Genomic DNA, 21,492 nt, shown 5'->3' on the forward strand with positions numbered 1-21,492 from the left:
TGAAGCAACCCCCTGTCTCTGGCGGACTCTGCTCTACCCCTACAAAACGCAGTAACAGAAAGGGCTCCGTAAGGAGCCCTTTTCTTTTGCGGCAATTAGGGGATCAGCAGGCTGGAGCCGCTGGTGCCGCGGCTTTCCAGCACTTGGTGCGCCCGCTGGGCGTCGGCCAGCGCAAATTTCTGCTCGTCTTTCACCTCCACCCGAATGGCGCCGCTGCCGATCAGCGAGAACAGCTCGTTGCTGGCGTACTGCAGCTCGGCGCGGTTGGTGATGTAGCCGTTAAGGGAAGGGCGGGTGACGTACAGTGAGCCCTTCTGATTCAGCAGTGCCAGATCGACGCCGGTCACCGGGCCGGAGGCGTTGCCGAAGCTGACCATCAGGCCGCGCCGTTTCAGGCTGTTGAGCGAGGCCTGCCAGGTGCTTTGCCCCACCGAATCGTACACCACGCCGACCTTCTCGCCGTGCGTCAGCTCGGCCACCCGCTGGGCGATATCCTCTTTGTGGTAGTTGATGGTGGCCCAGGCGCCGGCCTGTTTCGCCAGCGCGGCCTTTTCGTCGGAGCCGACGCTGCCGATCAGGCGCGCGCCCAGCGCTTTGGCCCATTGGCAGGCGATCAGCCCAACCCCGCCGGCGGCGGCATGGAACAGGAACACTTCACCCGGCTGCACGTCGTGGGTCTGGCGCAGCAGGTAGTGCACCGTCAACCCTTTGAGGAAAGAAGCGGCGCCCTGCTCAAAGCTGAGGTTGTGCGGCAGCAGCGCCACTTTTTCTTCCGGCACGTTGTGGACTTCGCTGTAGGCGCCGAGCGATGACTGCGCATACACCACCCGGTCGCCCGGTTTGATCGCGCTAACGCCGGCGCCAACCTTGACCACCACGCCGGCCGCCTCGGTGCCGAGGCCGCTCGGCAGGCTCGCCGGGGCGTACAGCCCGCTGCGCACATAGGTGTCGATGTAGTTGATGCCGATCGCCTTGTTCTCGATCTGCACTTCGCCGGCGGCGGGATCGAGCGGTGTAAAATCAACGTATTGCAAGACTTCCGGCCCGCCGGTGGCGGAAAACTGAATGCGCTTGGCCATATCGTTACCTCGTTTGAGTGTCTGATTTCACCCTATTCTTTTTAGTATCGGAGATCCAGTTCACCCGTGCGGGATTCAATACCTTTTTTGCATCGGTTATGACGCAAAAATCACGTATACTCTCGCGTCAAGATCCTTCATTCGCAACCGGATAAAGACTACGTTTCATGGCAGGAAAAAAACCAACCAACAAAACAAACGCGGACGAAACCAGAGAGCGTTCCAGAGATCGTCAGATGGAAGGGCTGAAGATGCCGCCGCACTCGCTGGAGGCCGAGCAGTCGGTGTTGGGCGGTTTGATGCTGGATAACGAGCGCTGGGACAACGTGGCGGAGCGCGTGGTCGCCAACGACTTCTTCAGCCGCCCGCATCGCCTGATCTTTACCGAGATGCAGCGTCTGCTGGAGATGAGCAAGCCTATCGACCTCATCACCCTGTCCGAATCGCTGGAGCAGAAAGGCGAGCTGGACTCGGTCGGCGGCTTCGCCTACCTGGCCGAGCTGTCGAAAAACACCCCGAGCGCCGCCAACATCGGCGCCTACGCCGACATCGTGCGCGAGCGCGCGGTGGTGCGCGAGATGATCTCGGTGGCTAACGAGATCGCCGACGCCGGCTACGATCCGCAGGGGCGCAGCAGCGAAGACCTGCTCGATCTGGCGGAATCTCGCGTATTCCAAATCGCCGAGAACCGCGCCAGCAAAGACGAAGGCCCGAAGGGCATCGAGCGCATCCTGGAAGACACCGTATCGCGTATCGAGCAGCTGTATCAGCAGCCGCACGACGGCGTGACCGGGGTCGATACCGGCTATCAGGACCTCAACAAGAAAACCGCGGGCATGCAAAAGTCTGATCTGATCATCGTCGCCGCCCGTCCATCGATGGGGAAAACCACCTTCGCCATGAACCTGTGCGAAAACGCCGCGATGACCCAGGAAAAACCGGTGCTGATCTTCAGCCTGGAGATGCCCGGCGAACAGATCATGATGCGTATGCTGGCGTCGCTGTCGCGCGTGGATCAGACGCGCATCCGTACCGGCCAGCTCGACGATGAGGACTGGGCGCGCATTTCCAGCACCATGGGTATTCTGCTGGAGAAGCGCAACATGTACATCGACGACTCCTCCGGCCTGACGCCGACCGAAGTGCGCTCGCGCGCGCGGCGCATTTTCCGCGAGCACGACGGGCTCAGCCTCATCATGATCGACTACCTGCAGCTGATGCGCGTGCCGGCCCTGTCCGACAACCGTACGCTGGAGATCGCCGAGATTTCGCGCTCGCTGAAGGCGCTGGCGAAAGAGCTGCAGGTGCCGGTGGTGGCGCTGTCGCAGCTGAACCGAAGCCTGGAGCAGCGCGCCGATAAGCGCCCGGTCAACTCCGACCTGCGTGAATCCGGCTCTATCGAGCAGGATGCTGACCTGATTATGTTCATCTATCGTGATGAGGTGTATCACGAGAACAGCGATCTGAAAGGGATCGCGGAAATTATTATCGGTAAGCAGCGTAACGGCCCGATCGGCACCGTGCGCCTTACCTTTAACGGCCAGTGGTCGCGTTTCGACAACTACGCGGGGCCACAATACGATGACGAATAATCAGCTAAGGAACTGAAATGAAAGCGGCAACCGCTGTAATCGACCGCCGCGCTCTGCGACATAATCTGCAACAGGTGCGCCGCCAGGCGCCGCAAAGCCGCCTGATTGCCGTTGTGAAAGCAAACGCTTATGGACATGGCCTGCTGGAAACAGCACACACCCTGCAAGACGCCGACTGCTACGGCGTGGCGCGCATCGGCGAAGCGCTGATGCTGCGCTCCGGCGGCATCGTCAAACCGATCCTGCTGCTGGAAGGCTTCTTCAGTGCCGAAGATCTGCCGGTGCTGGTGGCGAACAACATCGAAACCGCGGTGCACAGCATCGAACAGCTCGAAGCGCTGGAGCAGGCCGAGCTGGCGCGTCCGGTGCCGGTGTGGATGAAGCTCGATACCGGCATGCATCGGCTGGGGGTGCGCCCCGAACACGCGGAGGCGTTTTATCAGCGCCTGTGCGCCTGCCGCAACGTGGCGCAGCCGGTCAATATCATGAGTCACTTCAGCCGCGCCGACGAGCCGGAATCCGACACCACGTTGAAACAGATCGCCTGCTTCGAGCAGTTCGCGCGCGGCAAACCGGGCCAGCGCTCGGTCGCCGCGTCCGGCGGCACGCTGCTGTGGCCGGACGCCCACAACGAGTGGGTACGCCCCGGCATTATTTTGTACGGCGTGTCGCCGCTGGATAACGGCAGCGGCGCCGAGCATGGGCTGCAGCCGGCGATGACGCTGAAGTCCAGCCTGATCGCGGTGCGCGAGCACAAGGCCGGCGAAGCGGTCGGCTACGGCGGCACCTGGGTCAGCCCGCGCGATACCCGGCTGGGCGTGGTGGCGATGGGGTACGGCGACGGCTACCCGCGCAGCGCGCCGACCGGTACGCCGATCCTGATCAACGGCCGCGAAGTGCCGATCGTCGGCCGGGTGTCGATGGACATGATTTCGGTCGATCTCGGGCCGGCCGCCGCCGATAAGGTGGGGGATGAAGCGGTGCTGTGGGGGCCGGCGCTGCCGGTCGAGCGCATCGCCGTCTGCACCGGCATCAGCGCTTACGAGCTGATCACCAAGCTCACACAGCGCGTGGCGATGGAATACATCGGCGACTGAAACGCCGCAGGGGCCGACGCGCGTCGGCCCCGTTTCTCAGCGGGTTACTTCTTTACCGCCAACCACTTATCGATAATCTTCTGATATTCGCCGGTCGCCTTGGCCAGGTGCAGCCACTGATCCACATACAGTTTCCAGCTCAGATCGTCGCGCGGCAGCATGTAAGCCTTCTCGCCGTACTGCATCGGTTTGGTCGGATTCACCGCGCACAGCTTCGGATAGCGCTTCTGCTGGTACAGCGCCTCGGAGGCGTCGGTGATCATCACGTCTGCCTTGCGGTCCACCAGCTGTTGGAAAATGCTCATGTTGTCGTGCGTGAGCGTCAGTTTGGCCTTTGGCAGATAGGCGTGCACGAAGGCTTCATTGGTGCCGCCCGCCGGTTCCAACAGACGCACCGACGGTTTGTTGATCTGCTCGAGAGTGCGGTATTTCTTCACGTCGGTGCAGCGCACCAGCGGGATTTTGCCGTCGGTATCCAGCTTGTCGGCGAAGAACACCTGCTTTTGCCGCTCCAGTGTGACGGAGATACCGCCCATCGCAATGTCGCACTTGCCGGAGGTGAAGTCCGGCGTCAAGGTTTTCCAGCTGGTCTTCACCCACTTCACTTTCGCGCCCAGGCTCTTGGCCAGCGATTCCGCCATGTCGATATCGATGCCTTCATAGCTGCCGTCTTCCTTGAGGAAGGTATAGGGCTTGTAGTCGCCGGTGGTGCAGACCTCCAGGGTCTTTTGCTGCAGCACCTTATCCAGGTGGGATTGCGCGCCGGCGCTGCCGGCGGCGAGCAGCAGCGCGAGAGGGAGTAACTTTTTCATCTGGCGTCCTTTTTATACATTCGTGGTTTTATGCGTTACTTCGCCGTTAATTGTCGTTTGCCTGCATGAGTTAGCCGTTTTTTATGCCGCTTACCGGCGAAAACGCCGGGCGTTGCTGCTGTACGCGATTTAAGCGCCAGGGTGTGACGTCGGCAACGGTAAAAAAACTGGTAGGCTGTAACGTCAACATTTATTAACACAGTTTACAGGTGGCTATGTACAACATTGACGATTTTGATATGAAAATCCTGACGCTGTTACAGGCCAACGGCCGTCTGACCAATCAGGAGCTGAGTGAGCTGGTGGGGCTCTCCGCCTCCCAGTGTTCGCGGCGGCGCATCAGCCTGGAGCAGGCGCAGCTGATCCGCGGCTACCACGCGCGGCTGGCGCCGGAGGCGGTCGGCCTGGGGTTGGTGGGGCTGATCGAAGTCAGCCTGATCACGCACGCCCAGGAGCAGATCGACAGCTTTCATCAGATGCTGGAAGAGGTGGATGCGATCCTCGACGCTTACAAGACCACCGGTGACGCCGATTACCTGCTGAAAGTGGCGGTGGCGGACCTGCCCGCGCTGAGCGAGTTCATCAGCCAGACGCTGTCGCCGCACAAAAGCGTGGCGCATATCAAAACGGCGGTGGTGCTCAATCGCATCAAGGAAAACGGTTTATTGCCGGTGGCGCGAGAAAGCTAAAACCGAATGCGGTTTTCCGTCTATATTAGGAACGTAACGCTGTGCCCAAACCACAATAAATAAACCAGGAGAAAAACCCCGTGTTCCAGAACGTTGACGCCTATGCCGGCGATCCCATTCTGTCGCTGATGGAAAAATTCAAACAAGACCCGCGCGCGCACAAGGTAAACCTGAGTATCGGCCTGTACTACGATGCGCAGGGCATCATTCCGCAGATGCGGGCGGTCGCCGCGGCGGAGGCGCAGTTGAACAGCGTCGAGCACGGCGCCTCGGTATACCTGCCGATGGAAGGGCTGCAACCCTACCGTTCCGCCATCCAGCATCTGCTGTTCGGCGCGCAGCACCCGATGCTGCAGCAGGGGCGCATCGCCACCATTCAGACCGTCGGCGGTTCCGGCGCGTTGAAAGTGGGCGCCGATTTCCTGAAAAGCTACTTCCCGGATTCGCAGGTGTGGGTCAGCGATCCGACCTGGGAAAACCACGTCGCCATCTTCAGCGGCGCCGGTTTCAAGGTGAATACCTACCCGTATTTCGACAGCGAAAGCCTGGGCGTGAAGTTCGACGCCATGCTCGCCGCGCTGAAACAGCTGCCGAAGCACAGCATCGCGCTGCTGCACCCGTGCTGCCACAACCCGACCGGTTCCGACCTGACCCCTGCCCAGTGGGATGAGGTGGTCAAGGTGATCGCCGAGCGTGAAATCATTCCGTTCCTCGACATCGCCTACCAGGGCTTCGGCGGCGGCATGGAGCAGGACGCCTACGCCATTCGCGCCATCGCGGCGGCCGGCCTGCCGTGCCTGGTGAGCAACTCGTTCTCGAAGATCTTCTCGCTGTACGGCGAGCGCGTCGGCGGCCTGTCGGTGGTGTGCGAAAGCGAAGAGGCGGCCGGGCGCGTGCTGGGCCAGCTGAAGGCCACCGTGCGCCGCAACTACTCGAGCCCGCCGAATTTCGGCGCGCAGCTGGTGGCCAAGGTGCTGAACGACACCCAGTTAAAAACCCAATGGCTGGACGAAGTGGAGAGCATGCGCACCCGCATTCTCGAGATGCGTCACGCGCTGGTGGACACCCTGAAGAGCGCGCTGCCGCAGCGCAACTTCGATTACCTGCTGGCGCAGCGCGGCATGTTCAGCTATACCGGCTTCAGCGCGGCGCAGGTCGATCGCCTGCGTGAAGAGTTCGGCGTCTACCTGATCCACAGCGGCCGCATGTGCGTGGCCGGCCTGAACCACAACAACGTGCGTCAGGTGGCCGAGGCGTTTGCCGCGGTGCAGTAACGTCTGTTAGCCTGAACGGACGTTCATCGGGGAGCGATAGCGATATCGCTCCTTTTTTATTGCCGGCGCGCCGCCGAAGTTGCCGCAAACCGGAGAGAGAATATACTGATTGAGGGGCGCTCACTCATGTGGCATCAGCAAACGCTAATCCTCAGCGCAAAAGCGCGTGGCTTTCATCTGGTTACCGACGAGATCGTCAACCAGTTAACCCACTTACACCGCCTGCAAACCGGCCTGCTGCATCTGTTGCTGCAGCATACCTCGGCCTCGCTGACGCTCAACGAGAACTGCGATCCCACGGTACGAGCCGATATGGAGCAGCATTTCCTGCGTCAGGTGCCGGAAAACGCACCCTATCAGCATGACTACGAAGGGCCGGACGACATGCCGGCGCACATCAAATCCTCGCTGCTGGGCGCGTCCTTGACGCTGCCCGTCAGGCACGGGCGGCTGATGTTGGGCACATGGCAGGGCATCTGGCTGGGGGAGCACCGCATCCACGGCGGAGCACGCCGTATTGTGGCCACATTACAGGGGGAGTAACCCAATGAATAACAGCGCATTGCTGGAGTACTGCATGGCGAAGCCGGGCGCGGAGCAAAGCGACCAAAACCAGTGGCAGGCCAGTCAGATCAAGGTAGGCGACGTGATGTTCGCCATGGTGTGCGAGGTCGAAGGGCGGCCGGCGCTGGCGGTCAAGTCCAGCCCGGAGCTGGCGGAAAGCCTGCGTGAACACCATCCTGAGATCGTCGCCTGCGCCGGCCTGAACAAGGCGCACTGGAACACGGTGTTTCTCGACGGCAACCTGCCGAACTCGCAGTTTTACACGCTGATCGACAGCTCCTATCAGCTGGTGGTGGAAGGCCTGCCCGAACACGTGCGCCAGGAACTGCGCGCCTGATTGCCGGGCGGCGGCGCCGCCTGTTTTTCTCCTGTTTTTTCGTGTCAAAGCGTGATCATGATTTTAAATTGGGAACGTTCCCTTTTTGTCATCAGGCAAAAGCGGCTACGCTTGGGCATTCAAGAAACGCGGATAACATAAGGAGGCCGACATGGCCATCAGCGAAGAAAAGCGCAAGATGATCGCCGGGGAGCTGTACGACGCCGGCGATGACCTGCTGCGCAGCGAGCGTCGGCGCGCGCGCCAGCTGACGCATCGCTATAACCACTCCTCGCCGGAAGAGGGCGAGCTGCGCAAACAGTGGCTGGGTGAGCTGCTGGGCGGCTATCAGGGCGGCACCATCGAGCCGACCTTCCGCTGCGACTATGGCTATAACATTTATCTCGGCAAGAACTTCTACGCCAATTTCGACTGCGTGATCCTCGACGTGTGCGAGGTGCATATCGGCGACAACTGCCTGCTGGCACCGGGCGTGCATATTTACACCGCGACCCATCCGCTGGACGCTGAGACCCGCGTCGGTGGTGCGGAGCTCGGTAAGCCGGTCAAGATTGGCGACAACGTATGGATCGGCGGACGCGCGGTGATCAATCCGGGCGTGACCATCGGCGACAATGCGGTCGTGGCCTCCGGCGCGGTGGTGACCAAAGACGTGCCGGCCAACTGCGTGGTGGGCGGCAACCCCGCGCGGGTGCTGAAAACGCTGTAGGCCCGACGGGGCGGATTAAAACATGCTGCCGTGGCGCTCGAAGCCGTGCATCTCAATGTCTTTGAGCGCCTTGAAGCGTTTGACCATCACCGCATGATCCGACAGCAGGTTGCTGATGCGGACAAACAGCTCCTTGTTCTCTTCTTCGCACTGTTCCAGCCAGGCCTGCGTGTTCACGCCGTGCTGCATCCAGGGGCCGACGGCCAGCAGCCGCACCGTGTCGGCGTAATTCGGGCAGACGGCGAGCGCCACGCGGTCTGCGGAATACTCCTGTGCGCGGGTGGTCGCCAGGCCGGGCAGCACCAGCGATTGCGGTACGACGCCGATCGCCAGGCGCCACAGCGACACGTGGCGCAGCTTGTGGTGGGCCAGCTCGTGCGCCAGCACGAACTCCACGATCTCCGGCGCGGTGGGCATCAGCATGGCGATTTCAGCGTGGATCACCACATAGCGCTGACGGCGGTTGCATTCCAGCGCAAAGGCGTTGACCACGCCGTTGCCGTTGGTCAGGTAGAGCTTCGGCAGCGTCTTGAGCTCCAGGCGGCGGCCAATATCCTGATACAGCGCGAACAGCTCGGGAAATTGTGCCGGCCCGACGCGCAAGGCGTTGGATTTCGCCTGGGCGGCGAGATAGAAACGATAAATATAGAAAGCGATAGGGATCAGTGGTAATAAGGCGAACAGGCTGAGCGTATCCAATGTTTCTTTGGCTTCCGTGCCTAACCCCAGAATCGTCTCGTCCGAGGACGCGACGATAGCGGCGATGCCAAATAAAAAACCGAGAAGCGTTATTATCGCCGATAGCCAGATCATGGGCATTTCCCAGCGGTGGCGAAATGCCGTGAAGTTACGACATTCTGTCGAATGATGTTGGCACATAAAATATCCTTAATAAGGGAGAGCAACGCCAGATATTGTCAGGTAAATATGGCATGGTTTAATTATCCGCCTGTTTACCTCACAATTCGTTAAACTATAGTTTATTTTTTCGCCGTCGCGTTATGGCGTTATCTGACGGGTGTACGCGCTCACTCTCATTGGGTAAAACGTCAGAAGCTGTAGCTGGCGCTGGTGAAGGCCATACCCGACGTGGTTTTTTCGACGATAGGGCTGTCGGCCGCGTCGCCCAGCAGACGGGTCACGCCGACCCCGGCCTGGAAGGCCACGTTCGGTCGCCATTGGTAATTGAGCGCGGCGGTGAGGGTCGCGTCCTTGAAGCCGCTGCCCGGCCGATAAGCGCTGAAAGCGCTGCGCTGTGCCTGCTGCGACGTCACGCCGAAATAGCCGCGCTGATAGCCGCTGTTGGCCCAGGTGGTGGAGAGGTTGCCGATCAACGTCAGCTGTTCGCTGAGTGGATATTGCCCGGTGAGCCCGGTTTCCACATAGGCCGTGTGGCCCAGTTCTTCCCCGCCGTAGCTGCGCTTGCGCGTTGCCTGCATGCCTTTTACGTAGGCGCGGAAGGGATCGAGTTGGTAGCTCAGTTCGGCGCCGGCCTCCAGTGCGCCACCCAGCTTGCCCATGCCCTTGAGTCGGGTGTTGCGCCCGCGTAAGGTTCTGATTTCCTCGTCACGGCCGGCGTCATAGTTGAGCAATAACGCGATGCCGACGGGGCCGGCGAGCGGGAATTGCCAGCGTGCCCCCTCGCTGCCTGCGCTGAACTCCCCCCAGCTGGCGTTTTGATAGCCGGCATTCACCTGATACAAGGGTTCAATGCTGTAAAAAGAAGAGCCTTCATAGGCGGGGGCGACGGCAAGGCCGCCGGCGAGCGTTAAAGAGACCTCGCCGTCCTGCGCCTGAGCGGCGAAAGGAAACAGAAATAACAGCGCGGCGACAGAGGTTCCCAGTTTAGTATCCACGTTAAACACCTTTTATATTATCCCATTGAATATACGGCTCGCAGGCCGGCGATTAATTGCAGCTTATTTATAAACGCCAGGTTTATATTGATTAATTGACAGACGACGGCGCGTCATTGGCGTTATTTCACCGCAACAGTGAAACGCATGGGGAATAAACAACAGCCAAACGAGTGGCATGATTGGGCGAGTTTATTATTGGCAGGGCTCAAAGCGCCTGTTTTTAAAGGCATGATGCAGAGAAGATGATTTAATGTTTTTCAGAAAGGGATATGTTGATTGCTCAACGAGGCGGCCTATTCCGCCTCGTTGAGAGGGATAACCCGCCGTTATTTTTCCAGCAGCGGTTTCAGGAAGCGTGCGGTGTGCGATTTTTCACACTCGGCCACGGTTTCCGGCGTGCCGGCGACCAGGATTTCGCCGCCGCCGCTGCCGCCTTCCGGCCCCAGATCGACGATCCAGTCGGCGGTCTTGATCACGTCCAGGTTATGCTCGATGACCACGATGGTGTTGCCCTGATCGCGCAACTGATGCAGCACCGCCAACAGCTGCTGGATATCGGCGAAGTGCAGACCGGTGGTCGGTTCGTCGAGGATATACAGCGTCTGGCCGGTGCCGCGTTTCGACAGCTCGCGCGCCAGCTTGACGCGCTGCGCCTCACCGCCGGAGAGCGTGGTGGCCGACTGGCCGAGACGGATGTACGACAGGCCGACATCCATCAGGGTCTGCAGCTTGCGCGCCAGCGCCGGCACCGCGTCGAAGAAGTCACGCGCTTCTTCGATGGTCATCTCCAGCACTTCGTGGATGCTCTTGCCCTTGTACTTCACTTCCAGCGTTTCGCGGTTATAGCGCTTGCCCTTGCACTGGTCGCACGGCACGTAGATGTCCGGCAGGAAGTGCATCTCGACCTTGATCACCCCGTCGCCCTGGCAGGCTTCACAGCGCCCGCCCTTGACGTTGAAGCTGAAACGGCCCGGCGTATAACCGCGGCTGCGCGATTCCGGCACGCCGGCGAACAGCTCGCGCACCGGGGTAAAAATGCCGGTGTAGGTGGCCGGGTTGGAGCGCGGCGTGCGGCCGATCGGGCTTTGATCGATGTCGATCACCTTGTCGAAATGTTCCAGGCCGGTCACTTCGCGGAACGGCGCCGGTTCGGCGATGGTGGCGCCGTTGAGCTGGCGCTGAGCGATCGGGAACAGCGTATCGTTGATCAGCGTCGATTTGCCGGAGCCGGAAACGCCGGTGATGCAGGTAAACAGCCCGACCGGCAGCGTCAGCGTCACGTCCTTCAGGTTGTTGCCGCGCGCGCCGCTCAGCTTCAGCACCTTGGTCGGATCGGCCTGCACGCGCAGCGCCGGAATGGCGATCTCGCGCTTGCCGCTGAGGAACTGGCCGGTCAGCGAGTCCGGCTGCGCCATGATGTCGTCGACGGTGCCTTCCGCCACCACCTGGCCGCCGTGCACGCCGGCGCCGGGGCCGATGTCGATCACGTGGTCGGCGGCGCGGATGGCGTCTTCGTCATGCTCCACCACGATCACCGTGTTGCCGAGGTTGCGCAGGTGGATCAGCGTTTCCAGCAGGCGCTCGTTGTCGCGTTGGTGCAGGCCGATCGACGGCTCATCCAGCACGTACATCACGCCCACCAGGCCGGCGCCGATCTGGCTGGCCAAACGGATACGCTGCGCTTCGCCGCCGGAGAGCGTCTCCGCCGAGCGGGACAGTGACAGGTAGTTCAGGCCGACGTTCACCAGGAATTTCAGGCGATCGCCGATCTCTTTCAGCACTTTTTCGGCGATTTTGGCGCGTTGGCCGCTGAGCTTCATGTTCTGGAAGAAGGTCATCGCATGGCCGATGCTCAAATCGGAGATCTCCGGCAGCGTGGTGTCTTCGACGAACACGTTGCGCGCTTCTTCGCGCAGGCGGGTGCCGTGGCACGAGGCGCAAGGGCGGTTGCTGATGAACTTCGCCAGCTCTTCGCGCACCGCGCTGGATTCGGTCTCTTTGTATCGGCGCTCCATGTTGTGCAGCACGCCTTCGAACGGATGGCGGCGCACGGTGGTGTCACCGCGATCGTTGATGTATTTGAATTCGATCGACTCTTTGCCGGAGCCGCTCAGCACCGCCTTCTGCACGTTGGCGCTCAGGGTGTTGAACGGCGCCTCGACGTCGAACTCATAATGCTCCGCCAGCGAGCGCAGCATCTGGAAGTAATAGAAGTTGCGGCGATCCCAGCCGCGGATCGCGCCGCCGGCCAGCGACAGCTCGGGGTTTTGCACCACGCGATCCGGATCGAAGAACTGCTGCACGCCCAGGCCGTCGCAGGTCGGGCAGGCGCCGGCCGGGTTGTTGAAGGAAAACAAGCGCGGTTCCAGCTCGCGCATGCTGTAGCCGCAGATCGGGCAGGCGAAGTTGGCGGAAAACAGCAGCTCGTCCGCTTTCTCGTCGTCCATGTCCGCCACCACTGCGGTGCCACCGGACAATTCCAGCGCGGTTTCGAACGATTCGGCCAGGCGCTGCGCCATGTCGTCGCGCACCTTGAAGCGATCGACCACCACTTCGATGGTGTGTTTCTTCTGCAGCTCCAGCTTCGGCGGATCGGACAGATCGCACACTTCGCCGTCGATGCGCGCGCGGATGTAGCCCTGGGCGGCCAGGTTTTCCAGCGTTTTGGTGTGCTCGCCCTTGCGGTCTTTCACCACCGGCGCCAGCAGCATCAGGCGTTTGCCTTCCGGCTGGCTCAGCACGTTATCGACCATCTGGCTGACGGTTTGCGCCGCCAGCGGCACATGGTGATCCGGGCAGCGCGGCTCGCCGACGCGGGCGAACAGCAGGCGCAGGTAGTCGTGGATCTCGGTGATGGTGCCGACCGTGGATCGCGGGTTGTGCGAGGTGGATTTCTGCTCAATGGAGATCGCCGGCGACAGGCCTTCGATATGGTCGACGTCGGGTTTTTCCATCAGCGACAGGAACTGGCGCGCATAGGCGGAGAGCGATTCGACGTAGCGGCGTTGCCCTTCGGCATACAGCGTATCGAAAGCCAGCGATGACTTGCCGGAACCGGACAGGCCGGTGACGACGATCAGTTTGTCACGCGGGATGATCAGGTTGATGTTTTTCAGATTATGGGTTCGAGCACCACGAACTTCGATATTGTCCATTTACACTTCCCGTCTTGATGATACACCGCGCCTGTCGCGATTTTTGCGGGGGATTTTGTGATGGATCTCGCAAAAAACCGGCACAGCCTGGTCGAAACGCATAATTATGACACAAAAAAACCTGAATGAATATCCAGTATGCGAATGCAACAAGGTCGATCGAAAAGACAATTCTGGAATGCAATTCGCACTTATCAACACGGGTGTGGTTTCGCACTCAGCGTGGTAAACTGATGCGTTTATACTGTGTAGAAATCAATCATCGGGAGAAGTGCTCATGGCCAGCAGAGGCGTAAACAAAGTAATTCTGGTCGGGAATCTGGGTCAGGATCCAGAAGTCCGTTACATGCCGAACGGCGGCGCAGTGGCCAACATTACCCTGGCGACCTCCGAAAGCTGGCGTGACAAGGCGACCGGCGAACAGAAAGAGAAGACCGAGTGGCACCGCGTCGTGCTGTTCGGCAAACTGGCCGAAGTGGCGGGCGAATACCTGCGTAAAGGCTCTCAGGTCTACATCGAAGGCTCCCTGCAGACCCGTAAATGGCAGGATCAGAGCGGCCAGGATCGCTACACCACCGAGATCGTGGTTAACGTCGGCGGCACCATGCAGATGCTGGGCGGCCGTCAGGGCGGCGGCGCACCGGCCGGTCAATCTGCCGGCGGCCAGGGCGGTTGGGGCCAGCCTCAGCAGCCACAGGGCGGCAACCAGTTCAGCGGCGGCCAGCAGCAGTCTCGCCCGGCGCAGAACAGCGCTCCGGCAACCAGCAACGAACCGCCAATGGATTTCGACGACGATATCCCGTTCTGATATCCGGCCGTTTGCAGCCAACAGAAAAGCCCCTTCACGGGGCTTTTTGCATTTCAGGGGCGGTTACGCCGAGAAGCCGCCGTCGATGCTCAGGCTGGCGCCGGTGATATAACCCGCCTGCGGGCCGGCGAGGTAGGCGACGAAGCCGGCGATCTCTTCATCTTTGCCGTAGCGGCCGATCGCCATCAGCTGCTTGAGCTGATCGGCGAACTCGCCGGCGTCCGGGTTCATTTCGGTGTCCACCGGGCCGGGCTGCACGTTGTTGACGGTGATGCCGCGCGGGCCGAGATCGCGCGCCATGCCTTTGGTCAGGCCGACCAGCGCCGATTTGCTCATCGCATACACCGCCGCGCCGCCGAACGGCACGCGCTCGGCGTTGGTGCTGCCGATGTGGATGATGCGGCCACCGTCGTTCATGTGGCGCGCCGCCTCCTGGCTGGCGACGAACACGCTGCGCACGTTGACCGCCAGCATGCGATCCAGGTCTTCCAACGCCAGTTCCTCGGTGCTGCCCAGCGTAAACACCCCGGCGTTGTTCACCAGAATATCCAGATTGCCGAACTGGCTGACCGCCTGGCGCACCGCCTGCTGCAGCGCCGCCGCATCGGCGCTGTCGGCCTTGATGGCGAGGGCTTTGCCGCCGGCGGCGGTGATGGCGCTTGCCACCGCTTCGGCGCGATCGGCCGAGGCGGCGTAGGTAAAGGCGACGGCGGCGCCTTCACTCGCCAAACGTTTAACGATGGCGGCGCCGATGCCGCGTGAACCGCCTTGAACGAACGCGACTTTGCCTTGCAGAGGGTGTGCTGTGGTCATGTTATTTCTCCAAAGTGGGTGAGGGTAAAGTAAAGTGCCGGCATTCAGTATCGGAGATCGCCGGCACGGCCACTAGCCACAAAGAGCTATAATCAGTTCAAACCATTAGTTTGAAATCCATAGAGGAAAAGTATGCTGGGACACCTGGAATGCTTCGTCAGCAGCGCGGAAAACGGCAGCTTTTCCGCCGCCGGCCGCAAGCTGAGCCTCAGCCCGGCGGCGGTGGGCAAAAACGTCACCCGGCTGGAGACGCTGGTTGGCGTGCGCCTGTTTCAGCGCAACACTCGCCAGCTGATCCTGACCGAAGAGGGCGAGCGTTTTTTGCAGGAAGTCAGCGGTGGCCTGCAGTCGATTCAGTGCGCGTTGAAGGGCCTGAGCAGCAGCGGCGGCGTGGCGGCCGGCAGCCTGAGGATCAGCATGGGCACCGCTTTCGGTCTGAATTTCGTGTTGCCGATGTTGCCGGATTTTCTGGCGCGTTATCCGGCGATCGTGCCGGACTGGCATTTCGATAATCGCCAGGTGGATCTGATCGGCGAGCACTTCGACGCCGCGTTGGGCGGCGGCATCGAACTGGCTCAGGGGATGATTGCGCGCGAGCTGGCGCCCGCACACGGCGTGTTGGTGGCTTCGGCGGATTATCTGCGGCAACGGCCGCCGCTGCGGCAGCCGGAACAACTGGCGCAACACACCGGGATTTTCATCCGTTCGCCACAGACCGGGCGCATCCGCCATCAGCCGCTGCGCAATGCGGAAAACGAGCAGCATGCGCCGGCGATGGCGATCGGCATGACGGTAAACGAGCCGGAGGCGGCGGCGCGGGCGGCGGAAATGGGCTTGGGCATTGCCTTGATCGCCATGCCGAATGCGGTGCCCTATCTGGAAAACGGCCGTCTGGTGCGGGTGTTGCCGGGTTGGTATGTCGATCGCGGCAGCATGCACCTTTATTTTCCCACCACCAAATTCTTACCGACCAAAACCCGGGTTTTTGTCGATTTCATCACCGAGCAGTTTCGCCTGCAGAAGCTGGCGACACGCTTCGACGCCCGCTAAAACGAGAAAAGCCCCTTGCGGGGCTTCTTTCTTCCGTCGGTTGGCTGTTCGACGATCAGTTGAAGATTTCTGCGGTGCCGTACAGTTTGTTCTGGCCGCCGGCGGCGACGATGCGGTATGAACTGGCGCCCGATGCGGCGGCTTTGCTGGCCAGTTCGCTTTCCAGCGCGCTCAGGTTGGTGGCGCCGCTAACGGAAACTACGCCGATTTTCTGGGCGTCTGCAGCGGGTTGGCTGGAAGGCATATCGGCGGCGAAGGTAGCAAAAGAAGCGGTAGCCAGCAGTGCAGCGGTAGCAAAAATTTTGACGTTTTTCATGATGTATTCCTCAGCGTATTGATCGGATGAGAGCCTGTTGTCTCTCGATGTGTTAAATAGTAGTGCGGCAGGCTGGAATAAAAAATCGGAGAGTTTTGAGTATCTCTGTCAAATAAACTGATTGTTTTTTCATCCGCTGGCGTGCGGTAAAAATCGCCACTACCCTATACAGACGATCCTTAACCGGAGAAGCGTAATGACGGTAAACGCGTTTATCGGCAGTTGGGCGCTGGTGTCGTCGGTGTTCAAAAACCAGAACGGCGAGCTGAATTACCCGCTGGGCGAGCAGGTGTTGGGGCGAATCCACTATGAGGCCAACGGCACGATGGCGGCGCAGCTGTACAGTGCCGTGCGGCCGCGTTTCGCCGCCGACGATTTGGCGCAGGGGTCCGAGCGGGAGATCCGCGCGGCCTTCATCAATATGATTTGCTACTTCGGCCGCTATCAGGTGGAGGAAAGCGAACAGCGGGTGGTGCATCAGGTCGAAGGCTGTTCGTTCCCCAACTGGGTAGGCAGCCGTCAGGTGCGTTTTTACGCTTTCAGCGGCGATCGGCTGACGTTGCGCACGGTGCCCTTGCAGCTCGGCAACGGCGTGCAGGTGGGCGAACTGGTGTGGCAGCGGACAGGAGCTTCTTTATGATCATTGTTCATCATCTCAATCACTCGCGGTCGCAGCGCATTCTGTGGTTTCTGGAAGAGCTGGGCGTGCCCTATCAGGTGCAACGCTACGAACGCGATCCGCAGACTATGCTGGCGCCGGCGGCGCTGAAAAAGATCCACCCGCTGGGCAAATCGCCGGTGATCGTCGACGGCGATCTGACGCTGGCGGAATCCGGCGCCATCATCGAATACCTGCAGGAAGCCTATGACGCGCAAGGGATGTTCATGCCGACCGACTTCCACGCGCGCCAGCAATACCGCTACTGGCTGCACTACGCTGAAGGATCGCTGATGCCGCTGTTGGTGATGAAACTGGTGTTCAGCCGGCTCGGCCAGCCGCCGATCCCCTGGCTGCTGCGGCCGGTGGCCGGCGCGATCGGCAAGGGCGTGCAGCGCGAATATCTCGACAAGCAGATCGCGCCGCACTGCGAATTCCTCGAACAGCACCTGAACAAGGGCAGCTGGTTTGTCGGCAACGACTTCAGCGCGGCGGACATTCAGATGAGCTTCCCGCTGGAGGCGATGGCGGCGCGCGGCGCGTTGGATGATTGCCCGAAACTGCGCGGTTTTCTGCAGCGCATTCACGCCCGGCCCGCCTACCAGCGGGCGTTGGAGCAGGGCGGCCCTTACGACCTGCTGAGCTAACCGGATGGGCTATACTCGATGGGGTCATTCTTCATCGGAGGTAGCCCATGGCTACGCAAATCTTCGTTAACCTGCCCGTCAGCGATCTGCCCGCCTCGATGGCGTTCTTCACCCACCTAGGTTTCACTTTCAACCCGCAATTTACCGATGACACCGCCGCGTGCATGGTGGTCAGCGACACGATTTACGTGATGTTGCTGACCCACGACAAATTCAGGATGTTTACCCCGAACCCGATCGGCGACGCCAAGCAGGCCACCGAAGTGCTGGTATGCCTGTCGCAACCCAGCCGGGCGGCGGTGGACGAACTGGTGCGTAAGGCGGTCGCCGGCGGCGGCAACACCTACCACCCGCCGCGGGACTACGGCGTGATGTACGGCCACGGTTTTCAGGATCTGGATGGCCATATCTGGGAATTGATGTATATGGATCCCGCTGCGGTGCAGACGCAATAACCCTGCCGCGACGGCGTTCGCCGCCCCGGTTTTATCGTGCTGGCGCTATTCCCGCCGCTTTCTGCATAAATTGCCGCGATCTTTAGTTGATTAGACGCTATGGAAGGCAGGATAATCGTTTGCCTTGAATAAACCACCATAAATCACCCGTACCGCGCGCTGCGAGTTAAACGTTTGCCTTGGTGCGCATCGCCGTTGGCGCTGCGACAGAAGGGCAAGGATGCGGAACGTGACGTAAACGATTACGTGACGATCGGGCGCGGGCGAGATTACAGGCCTGCTGCGACGGGCCGATTCATGAAACACAGGGGAAGTAACCTATGTCGAACTCTCAAGCGAACCACGCCGCAAAACCAACCGGCGGGCTTGATGGCTATTTTAAAATTTCCGCGCGCGGCAGCAGCGTGCGCCAGGAGGTGGTGGCGGGGCTAACCACCTTCCTGGCGATGGTGTACTCGGTGATCGTGGTGCCGAGCATGCTGGGCAAAGCGGGCTTCCCGCCGGCGGCGGTGTTTGTCTCCACCTGCCTGGTGGCCGGGCTGGGCTCGCTGCTGATGGGGCTGTGGGCTAACCTGCCGATGGCGATCGGCTGTGCGATCTCGTTGACCGCCTTCACCGCCTTCAGCCTGGTGCTGGGCCAGCACATCAGCATTCCGGTGGCGCTGGGTGCGGTGTTCCTGATGGGCGTACTGTTTACCATTATCTCGGTCACCGGCATCCGCGCCTGGATCCTGCGCAACCTGCCGATGGGCGTGGCGCACGGCACCGGCATCGGTATCGGTCTGTTCCTGCTGCTGATCGCCGCCAACGGCGTCGGCCTGGTGGTGAAGAACCCGCTGGATGGTCTGCCGGTGGCGCTCGGCGCGTTCACCTCCTTCCCGGTGGTGATGACGCTGGTCGGCCTGGCGGTGATCTTCGGCCTGGAAAAACTGCGCGTGCCCGGCGGCATTTTGCTGGTGATCATCGCCATTTCCATCATCGGCCTGATCTTCGACCCGGCGGTGAAATACCAGGGGCTGTTCGCCATGCCGAGCCTGGCGGACGCTGACGGCAAATCGTTGATCTTCAGCCTGGATATCATGGGCGCATTGCAGCCGGTGGTGTTGCCGAGCGTGCTGGCGCTGGTGATGACTGCGGTGTTCGACGCCACCGGCACCATCCGCGCGGTGGCCGGGCAGGCCAACCTGCTGGATAAAGACGGGCAGATCATCAACGGCGGCAAGGCGCTGACCTCGGATTCCCTGAGCAGCATCTTCTCCGGCCTGGTGGGCGCCGCGCCCGCCGCGGTCTACATCGAATCCGCCGCCGGCACCGCCGCGGGGGGCAAGACCGGCCTGACCGCCACCGTGGTCGGCATTCTGTTCCTGCTGATCCTGTTCCTGTCGCCGCTGGCCTATCTGGTGCCGGTCTATGCCACCGCACCGGCGCTGATGTACGTCGGCCTGCTGATGCTGAGCAACGTCACCAAGCTGGACTTCAACGACTTCGTCGACGCGATGGCCGGCCTGCTGTGTGCGGTGTTCATCGTACTGACCTGCAACATCGTTACCGGCATCATGCTGGGCTTCAGCTCGCTGGTCATCGGCCGCATCTTCTCCGGCGAATGGCGTAAGCTGAACATCGGCACCGTGCTGATCGCCGTGGCGCTGGTGGCGTTCTACGCCGGCGGCTGGGCGATTTAAGACCCTCAGGTTTCCCTCGCCCGGCGGGTGAGGGAAACTGTCACGGCATTTCCCTTCTTAAGATAAGTCTTCTTCTGCTCTGCACCGCGTTTTGAAAGGCACAACAAGCTTTAACGGCTGTAAAAAAAGTGATCTACTATCGGGACCAACGCAGGCCCTGAGCCGATGTCGTCTGAATCGTAGAGTCTAAGGAAAGCATGGAAATCTTTTTTACAATCCTCATTTTGATCCTGGTGGTCTCCCTGTCCGGGGTGGTGACGCGCATGTTGCCGTTCCAGGTGCCGCTGCCGCTGATGCAAATCGCCATCGGGGCCCTGTTGGCCTGGCCGCATTTCGGGCTGCACGTCGACTTTGATCCCGAACTGTTCCTGGTGCTGTTCATTCCGCCGCTGCTGTTTGCCGACGGCTGGAAAACGCCGACGCGCGAATTCCTGCACCATGGGCGTGAAATTCTCGGCCTGGCGCTGGTGCTGGTGCTGATCACCGTGGTCGGCGTCGGCTATCTGATCTACGCCATGGTGCCGGGCATTCCGCTGGTGGCGGCCTTCGCGTTGGCGGCGGTGCTGTCGCCAACCGATGCCGTGGCACTGTCCGGCATCGTCGGCAAAGGGCGCATTCCGAAGCCAATCATGGGCGTGCTCGAGGGTGAGGCGCTGATGAACGACGCCTCCGGCCTGGTGTCGCTCAAGTTCGCCATCGCGGTGGCGATGGGCACCATGGTGTTCACCGTGGGCGGCGCGACCCTCGAGTTCCTCAAAGTGGCGATCGGCGGCCTGCTGGCCGGCGTGGCGGTCACCTGGACCTACAGTAAATCGCTGCGGGTGATGAGCCGCTGGAGCGGCGACGATCCGGCGACCCAGATCGTATTCCTGCTGCTGCTGCCGTTCGCCTCCTACCTGATCGCCGAACACATCGGCGTTTCCGGCATCCTGGCGGCGGTGGCGGCGGGGATGACCATCAGCCAATCCGGCGTGATCCGCAACGCGCCGCTGGCGATGCGCCTGCGCGCCAACAGCGTATGGGCGATGCTGGAGTTCGTGTTCAACGGCATGGTGTTCATCATGTTGGGCCTGCAGCTGCCGGGCATTCTTGAAACCTCTATCCTGCAGGCGGAGCTGGATCCGACCATCCAGACCTGGTACCTGTTCGCCGACGTGGCCACCATCTACGCCGCGCTGCTGGTGCTGCGTTTCACCTGGCTGTGGGTGATGAAGAAGGCCAGCAACCGCTTTATGAAAAAGCGCCCGCTGCAGTTCGGCGACTACAGCACGCGTGAGCTGTGGGTGGCGTCGTTCGCCGGGGTGCGCGGGGCGATTACCCTGGCCGGTGTGCTGTCGATACCGCTGTTGCTGAGCGACGGCACCGCCTTCCCGGCGCGCTATCAGCTGGTGTTTATCGCCGCCGGGGTGATCCTGCTGTCGTTGATCGTCGGCGTGCTGGCATTGCCGCTGCTGCTGCGCGGCGTTCAGGTGGCCGACAAGAGCGCCAGCAAGCACGAAGAGCGCATGGCGATCGCCATGGCGGCCGAAGTGGCGATCGAGAGCGTGAATAAAATGGAAGAGCGTCTGGTCGCCGATACCGAAGAGAACCTCGATCCGCAGGTGTTGAAAGAGGTCAGCTCGCGGGTGACGGGCATGCTGCGGCGGCGCATCGCGTCGAAAGACGATATCGAGAATGCGTTGGCGATGGAAAACCTCGAGCGGCGTTTCCGCCTGACGGCGCTGCGCGCCGAGCGCGGCGAGCTGTACCACCTGCGCGCCACGCAGAAAATCAGCAACGAGACGCTGCAAAAACTGCTGCACGATCTCGACCTGCTCGAAGCGCTGCTGATCGAGCGCGAAGGGTAAACCTCAGAAGAGGAATCATGTTTTCCTCTTTATTTCTTCCCGAAGGGCC

General features: G+C 61.1%; 21 protein-coding genes. 14 read left to right on the forward strand and 7 right to left on the reverse strand.

All coding sequences use genetic code 11. The features are described 5' to 3' along the window. Window positions 1-95 precede the first annotated feature (95 nt). Window positions 96-1,079 (reverse strand): quinone oxidoreductase, encoded by a 984-nt coding sequence (locus ACUXAC_RS18510; protein ID WP_060425029.1) that lies wholly within the window; start codon window positions 1,077-1,079, stop codon window positions 96-98. Between the two features lie 167 nt (window positions 1,080-1,246). On the opposite strand from ACUXAC_RS18510, the gene dnaB reads away from it, so the two are divergent. Further along, window positions 1,247-2,671 carry a replicative DNA helicase gene (gene dnaB, locus ACUXAC_RS18515; protein WP_025160134.1) on the forward strand — a complete coding sequence of 475 codons (1,425 nt, stop codon included), beginning with the start codon at window positions 1,247-1,249 and terminating at the stop codon, window positions 2,669-2,671. A gap of 17 nt (window positions 2,672-2,688) precedes the next feature. Next, on the forward strand, window positions 2,689-3,768 hold the full coding sequence (alr, locus tag ACUXAC_RS18520) for an alanine racemase (RefSeq protein ID WP_060425158.1): 1,080 nt from the start codon (window positions 2,689-2,691) through the stop codon (window positions 3,766-3,768). A 44-nt stretch (window positions 3,769-3,812) separates the two neighbouring features. Here the strand turns inward: alr and ACUXAC_RS18525 are convergent, their stop codons facing one another. Then, window positions 3,813-4,580: a transporter substrate-binding domain-containing protein gene (locus ACUXAC_RS18525; RefSeq protein WP_060425160.1), complete on the reverse strand. Its 768-nt coding sequence runs from the start codon at window positions 4,578-4,580 to the stop codon at window positions 3,813-3,815. 215 nt (window positions 4,581-4,795) lie between these two features. On the opposite strand from ACUXAC_RS18525, the gene ACUXAC_RS18530 reads away from it, so the two are divergent. The 5 genes from ACUXAC_RS18530 to maa all read left to right on the forward strand — a co-directional run bounded on the left by ACUXAC_RS18530 (window position 4,796) and on the right by maa (window position 8,153). Then, the gene (locus ACUXAC_RS18530) at window positions 4,796-5,269 is read left to right on the forward strand and encodes an Lrp/AsnC family transcriptional regulator (RefSeq protein ID WP_049201491.1); all 474 of its coding nucleotides are present in this window, start codon (window positions 4,796-4,798) and stop codon (window positions 5,267-5,269) included. 80 nt (window positions 5,270-5,349) lie between these two features. Continuing rightward, a complete protein-coding gene (locus ACUXAC_RS18535) occupies window positions 5,350-6,543 on the forward strand; it encodes an amino acid aminotransferase (protein ID WP_100397046.1) in 1,194 nt (397 codons plus the stop codon). A 126-nt stretch (window positions 6,544-6,669) separates the two neighbouring features. Beyond that, window positions 6,670-7,086: a secondary thiamine-phosphate synthase enzyme YjbQ gene (locus ACUXAC_RS18540; RefSeq protein WP_004936779.1), complete on the forward strand. Its 417-nt coding sequence runs from the start codon at window positions 6,670-6,672 to the stop codon at window positions 7,084-7,086. Between the two features lie 4 nt (window positions 7,087-7,090). Then, entirely contained in the window at window positions 7,091-7,444 is a 354-nt protein-coding gene (locus ACUXAC_RS18545) for an MmcQ/YjbR family DNA-binding protein (protein ID WP_038874311.1), read from the forward strand. A 151-nt stretch (window positions 7,445-7,595) separates the two neighbouring features. Continuing rightward, window positions 7,596-8,153 carry a maltose O-acetyltransferase gene (gene maa, locus ACUXAC_RS18550; RefSeq protein ID WP_060425164.1) on the forward strand — a complete coding sequence of 186 codons (558 nt, stop codon included), beginning with the start codon at window positions 7,596-7,598 and terminating at the stop codon, window positions 8,151-8,153. A gap of 15 nt (window positions 8,154-8,168) precedes the next feature. Here maa and ACUXAC_RS18555 read toward each other — a convergent pair whose 3' ends face one another. The 3 genes from ACUXAC_RS18555 to uvrA all read right to left on the reverse strand — a co-directional run bounded on the left by ACUXAC_RS18555 (window position 8,169) and on the right by uvrA (window position 13,167). Beyond that, window positions 8,169-8,966, reverse strand: coding sequence for a M48 family metallopeptidase (locus ACUXAC_RS18555; protein ID WP_157800497.1), 798 nt, complete (start codon window positions 8,964-8,966; stop codon window positions 8,169-8,171). A gap of 236 nt (window positions 8,967-9,202) precedes the next feature. Further along, complete coding sequence (locus ACUXAC_RS18560; RefSeq protein WP_454266816.1) at window positions 9,203-10,009, reverse strand: MipA/OmpV family protein; 807 nt, start codon at window positions 10,007-10,009, stop codon at window positions 9,203-9,205. A 329-nt stretch (window positions 10,010-10,338) separates the two neighbouring features. Beyond that, complete coding sequence (uvrA, locus tag ACUXAC_RS18565) at window positions 10,339-13,167, reverse strand: excinuclease ABC subunit UvrA (RefSeq protein ID WP_454266817.1); 2,829 nt, start codon at window positions 13,165-13,167, stop codon at window positions 10,339-10,341. A gap of 277 nt (window positions 13,168-13,444) precedes the next feature. Between uvrA and ssb1 the strand changes: the two genes are divergently transcribed. Continuing rightward, window positions 13,445-13,975 (forward strand): single-stranded DNA-binding protein SSB1, encoded by a 531-nt coding sequence (gene ssb1 / locus ACUXAC_RS18570; RefSeq protein ID WP_004936793.1) that lies wholly within the window; start codon window positions 13,445-13,447, stop codon window positions 13,973-13,975. Window positions 13,976-14,038: 63 nt separating this feature from the next. Here the strand turns inward: ssb1 and ACUXAC_RS18575 are convergent, their stop codons facing one another. After that, on the reverse strand, window positions 14,039-14,788 hold the full coding sequence (locus tag ACUXAC_RS18575) for a 3-oxoacyl-ACP reductase family protein (RefSeq protein ID WP_038874304.1): 750 nt from the start codon (window positions 14,786-14,788) through the stop codon (window positions 14,039-14,041). Between the two features lie 132 nt (window positions 14,789-14,920). On the opposite strand from ACUXAC_RS18575, the gene ACUXAC_RS18580 reads away from it, so the two are divergent. Beyond that, window positions 14,921-15,838 carry a LysR substrate-binding domain-containing protein gene (locus ACUXAC_RS18580; protein ID WP_454266818.1) on the forward strand — a complete coding sequence of 306 codons (918 nt, stop codon included), beginning with the start codon at window positions 14,921-14,923 and terminating at the stop codon, window positions 15,836-15,838. A gap of 55 nt (window positions 15,839-15,893) precedes the next feature. On the opposite strand, the gene bhsA is transcribed toward ACUXAC_RS18580, so the two are convergent. Then, window positions 15,894-16,154: a multiple stress resistance protein BhsA gene (bhsA, locus tag ACUXAC_RS18585; protein WP_060440954.1), complete on the reverse strand. Its 261-nt coding sequence runs from the start codon at window positions 16,152-16,154 to the stop codon at window positions 15,894-15,896. Window positions 16,155-16,350: 196 nt separating this feature from the next. Between bhsA and ACUXAC_RS18590 the strand changes: the two genes are divergently transcribed. From ACUXAC_RS18590 to ACUXAC_RS18610, 5 genes are all read left to right on the forward strand, one after another. Continuing rightward, complete coding sequence (locus ACUXAC_RS18590; RefSeq protein WP_047570370.1) at window positions 16,351-16,794, forward strand: lipocalin-like domain-containing protein; 444 nt, start codon at window positions 16,351-16,353, stop codon at window positions 16,792-16,794. Beyond that, a complete protein-coding gene (locus ACUXAC_RS18595) occupies window positions 16,791-17,459 on the forward strand; it encodes a glutathione S-transferase family protein (protein WP_049201475.1) in 669 nt (222 codons plus the stop codon). The genes ACUXAC_RS18590 and ACUXAC_RS18595 overlap by 4 nt, the downstream gene beginning before the upstream one ends. Window positions 17,460-17,506: 47 nt before the next feature. Next, window positions 17,507-17,914, forward strand: a complete 408-nt coding sequence (locus ACUXAC_RS18600) for a VOC family protein (protein ID WP_038874298.1) — start codon at window positions 17,507-17,509, stop codon at window positions 17,912-17,914. Between the two features lie 320 nt (window positions 17,915-18,234). After that, window positions 18,235-19,596 carry an NCS2 family permease gene (locus ACUXAC_RS18605; protein WP_004936819.1) on the forward strand — a complete coding sequence of 454 codons (1,362 nt, stop codon included), beginning with the start codon at window positions 18,235-18,237 and terminating at the stop codon, window positions 19,594-19,596. A gap of 197 nt (window positions 19,597-19,793) precedes the next feature. Continuing rightward, window positions 19,794-21,443 carry a Na+/H+ antiporter gene (locus ACUXAC_RS18610; protein WP_025304430.1) on the forward strand — a complete coding sequence of 550 codons (1,650 nt, stop codon included), beginning with the start codon at window positions 19,794-19,796 and terminating at the stop codon, window positions 21,441-21,443. Window positions 21,444-21,492: the final 49 nt, after the last annotated feature.

The organism is Serratia sp. 121840015-1 (assembly GCF_053627655.1).

Coding starts and splice junctions, on each gene's coding strand:
- ACUXAC_RS18580 (WP_454266818.1), top strand. CDS start 14,921: ATGCTGGGACACCTGGAATGCTTCGTCAGCAGCGCGGAAAACGGCAGC.
- ACUXAC_RS18510 (WP_060425029.1), bottom strand. CDS start 1,079: ATGGCCAAGCGCATTCAGTTTTCCGCCACCGGCGGGCCGGAAGTCTTG.
- ACUXAC_RS18555 (WP_157800497.1), bottom strand. CDS start 8,966: ATGATCTGGCTATCGGCGATAATAACGCTTCTCGGTTTTTTATTTGGC.
- ACUXAC_RS18545 (WP_038874311.1), top strand. CDS start 7,091: ATGAATAACAGCGCATTGCTGGAGTACTGCATGGCGAAGCCGGGCGCG.
- bhsA (WP_060440954.1), bottom strand. CDS start 16,154: ATGAAAAACGTCAAAATTTTTGCTACCGCTGCACTGCTGGCTACCGCT.
- ACUXAC_RS18525 (WP_060425160.1), bottom strand. CDS start 4,580: ATGAAAAAGTTACTCCCTCTCGCGCTGCTGCTCGCCGCCGGCAGCGCC.
- ACUXAC_RS18605 (WP_004936819.1), top strand. CDS start 18,235: ATGTCGAACTCTCAAGCGAACCACGCCGCAAAACCAACCGGCGGGCTT.
- alr (WP_060425158.1), top strand. CDS start 2,689: ATGAAAGCGGCAACCGCTGTAATCGACCGCCGCGCTCTGCGACATAAT.
- uvrA (WP_454266817.1), bottom strand. CDS start 13,167: ATGGACAATATCGAAGTTCGTGGTGCTCGAACCCATAATCTGAAAAAC.
- ACUXAC_RS18575 (WP_038874304.1), bottom strand. CDS start 14,788: ATGACCACAGCACACCCTCTGCAAGGCAAAGTCGCGTTCGTTCAAGGC.
- ACUXAC_RS18600 (WP_038874298.1), top strand. CDS start 17,507: ATGGCTACGCAAATCTTCGTTAACCTGCCCGTCAGCGATCTGCCCGCC.
- ACUXAC_RS18595 (WP_049201475.1), top strand. CDS start 16,791: ATGATCATTGTTCATCATCTCAATCACTCGCGGTCGCAGCGCATTCTG.
- ACUXAC_RS18590 (WP_047570370.1), top strand. CDS start 16,351: ATGACGGTAAACGCGTTTATCGGCAGTTGGGCGCTGGTGTCGTCGGTG.
- ACUXAC_RS18530 (WP_049201491.1), top strand. CDS start 4,796: ATGTACAACATTGACGATTTTGATATGAAAATCCTGACGCTGTTACAG.
- maa (WP_060425164.1), top strand. CDS start 7,596: ATGGCCATCAGCGAAGAAAAGCGCAAGATGATCGCCGGGGAGCTGTAC.
- ssb1 (WP_004936793.1), top strand. CDS start 13,445: ATGGCCAGCAGAGGCGTAAACAAAGTAATTCTGGTCGGGAATCTGGGT.
- ACUXAC_RS18540 (WP_004936779.1), top strand. CDS start 6,670: ATGTGGCATCAGCAAACGCTAATCCTCAGCGCAAAAGCGCGTGGCTTT.
- ACUXAC_RS18610 (WP_025304430.1), top strand. CDS start 19,794: ATGGAAATCTTTTTTACAATCCTCATTTTGATCCTGGTGGTCTCCCTG.
- dnaB (WP_025160134.1), top strand. CDS start 1,247: ATGGCAGGAAAAAAACCAACCAACAAAACAAACGCGGACGAAACCAGA.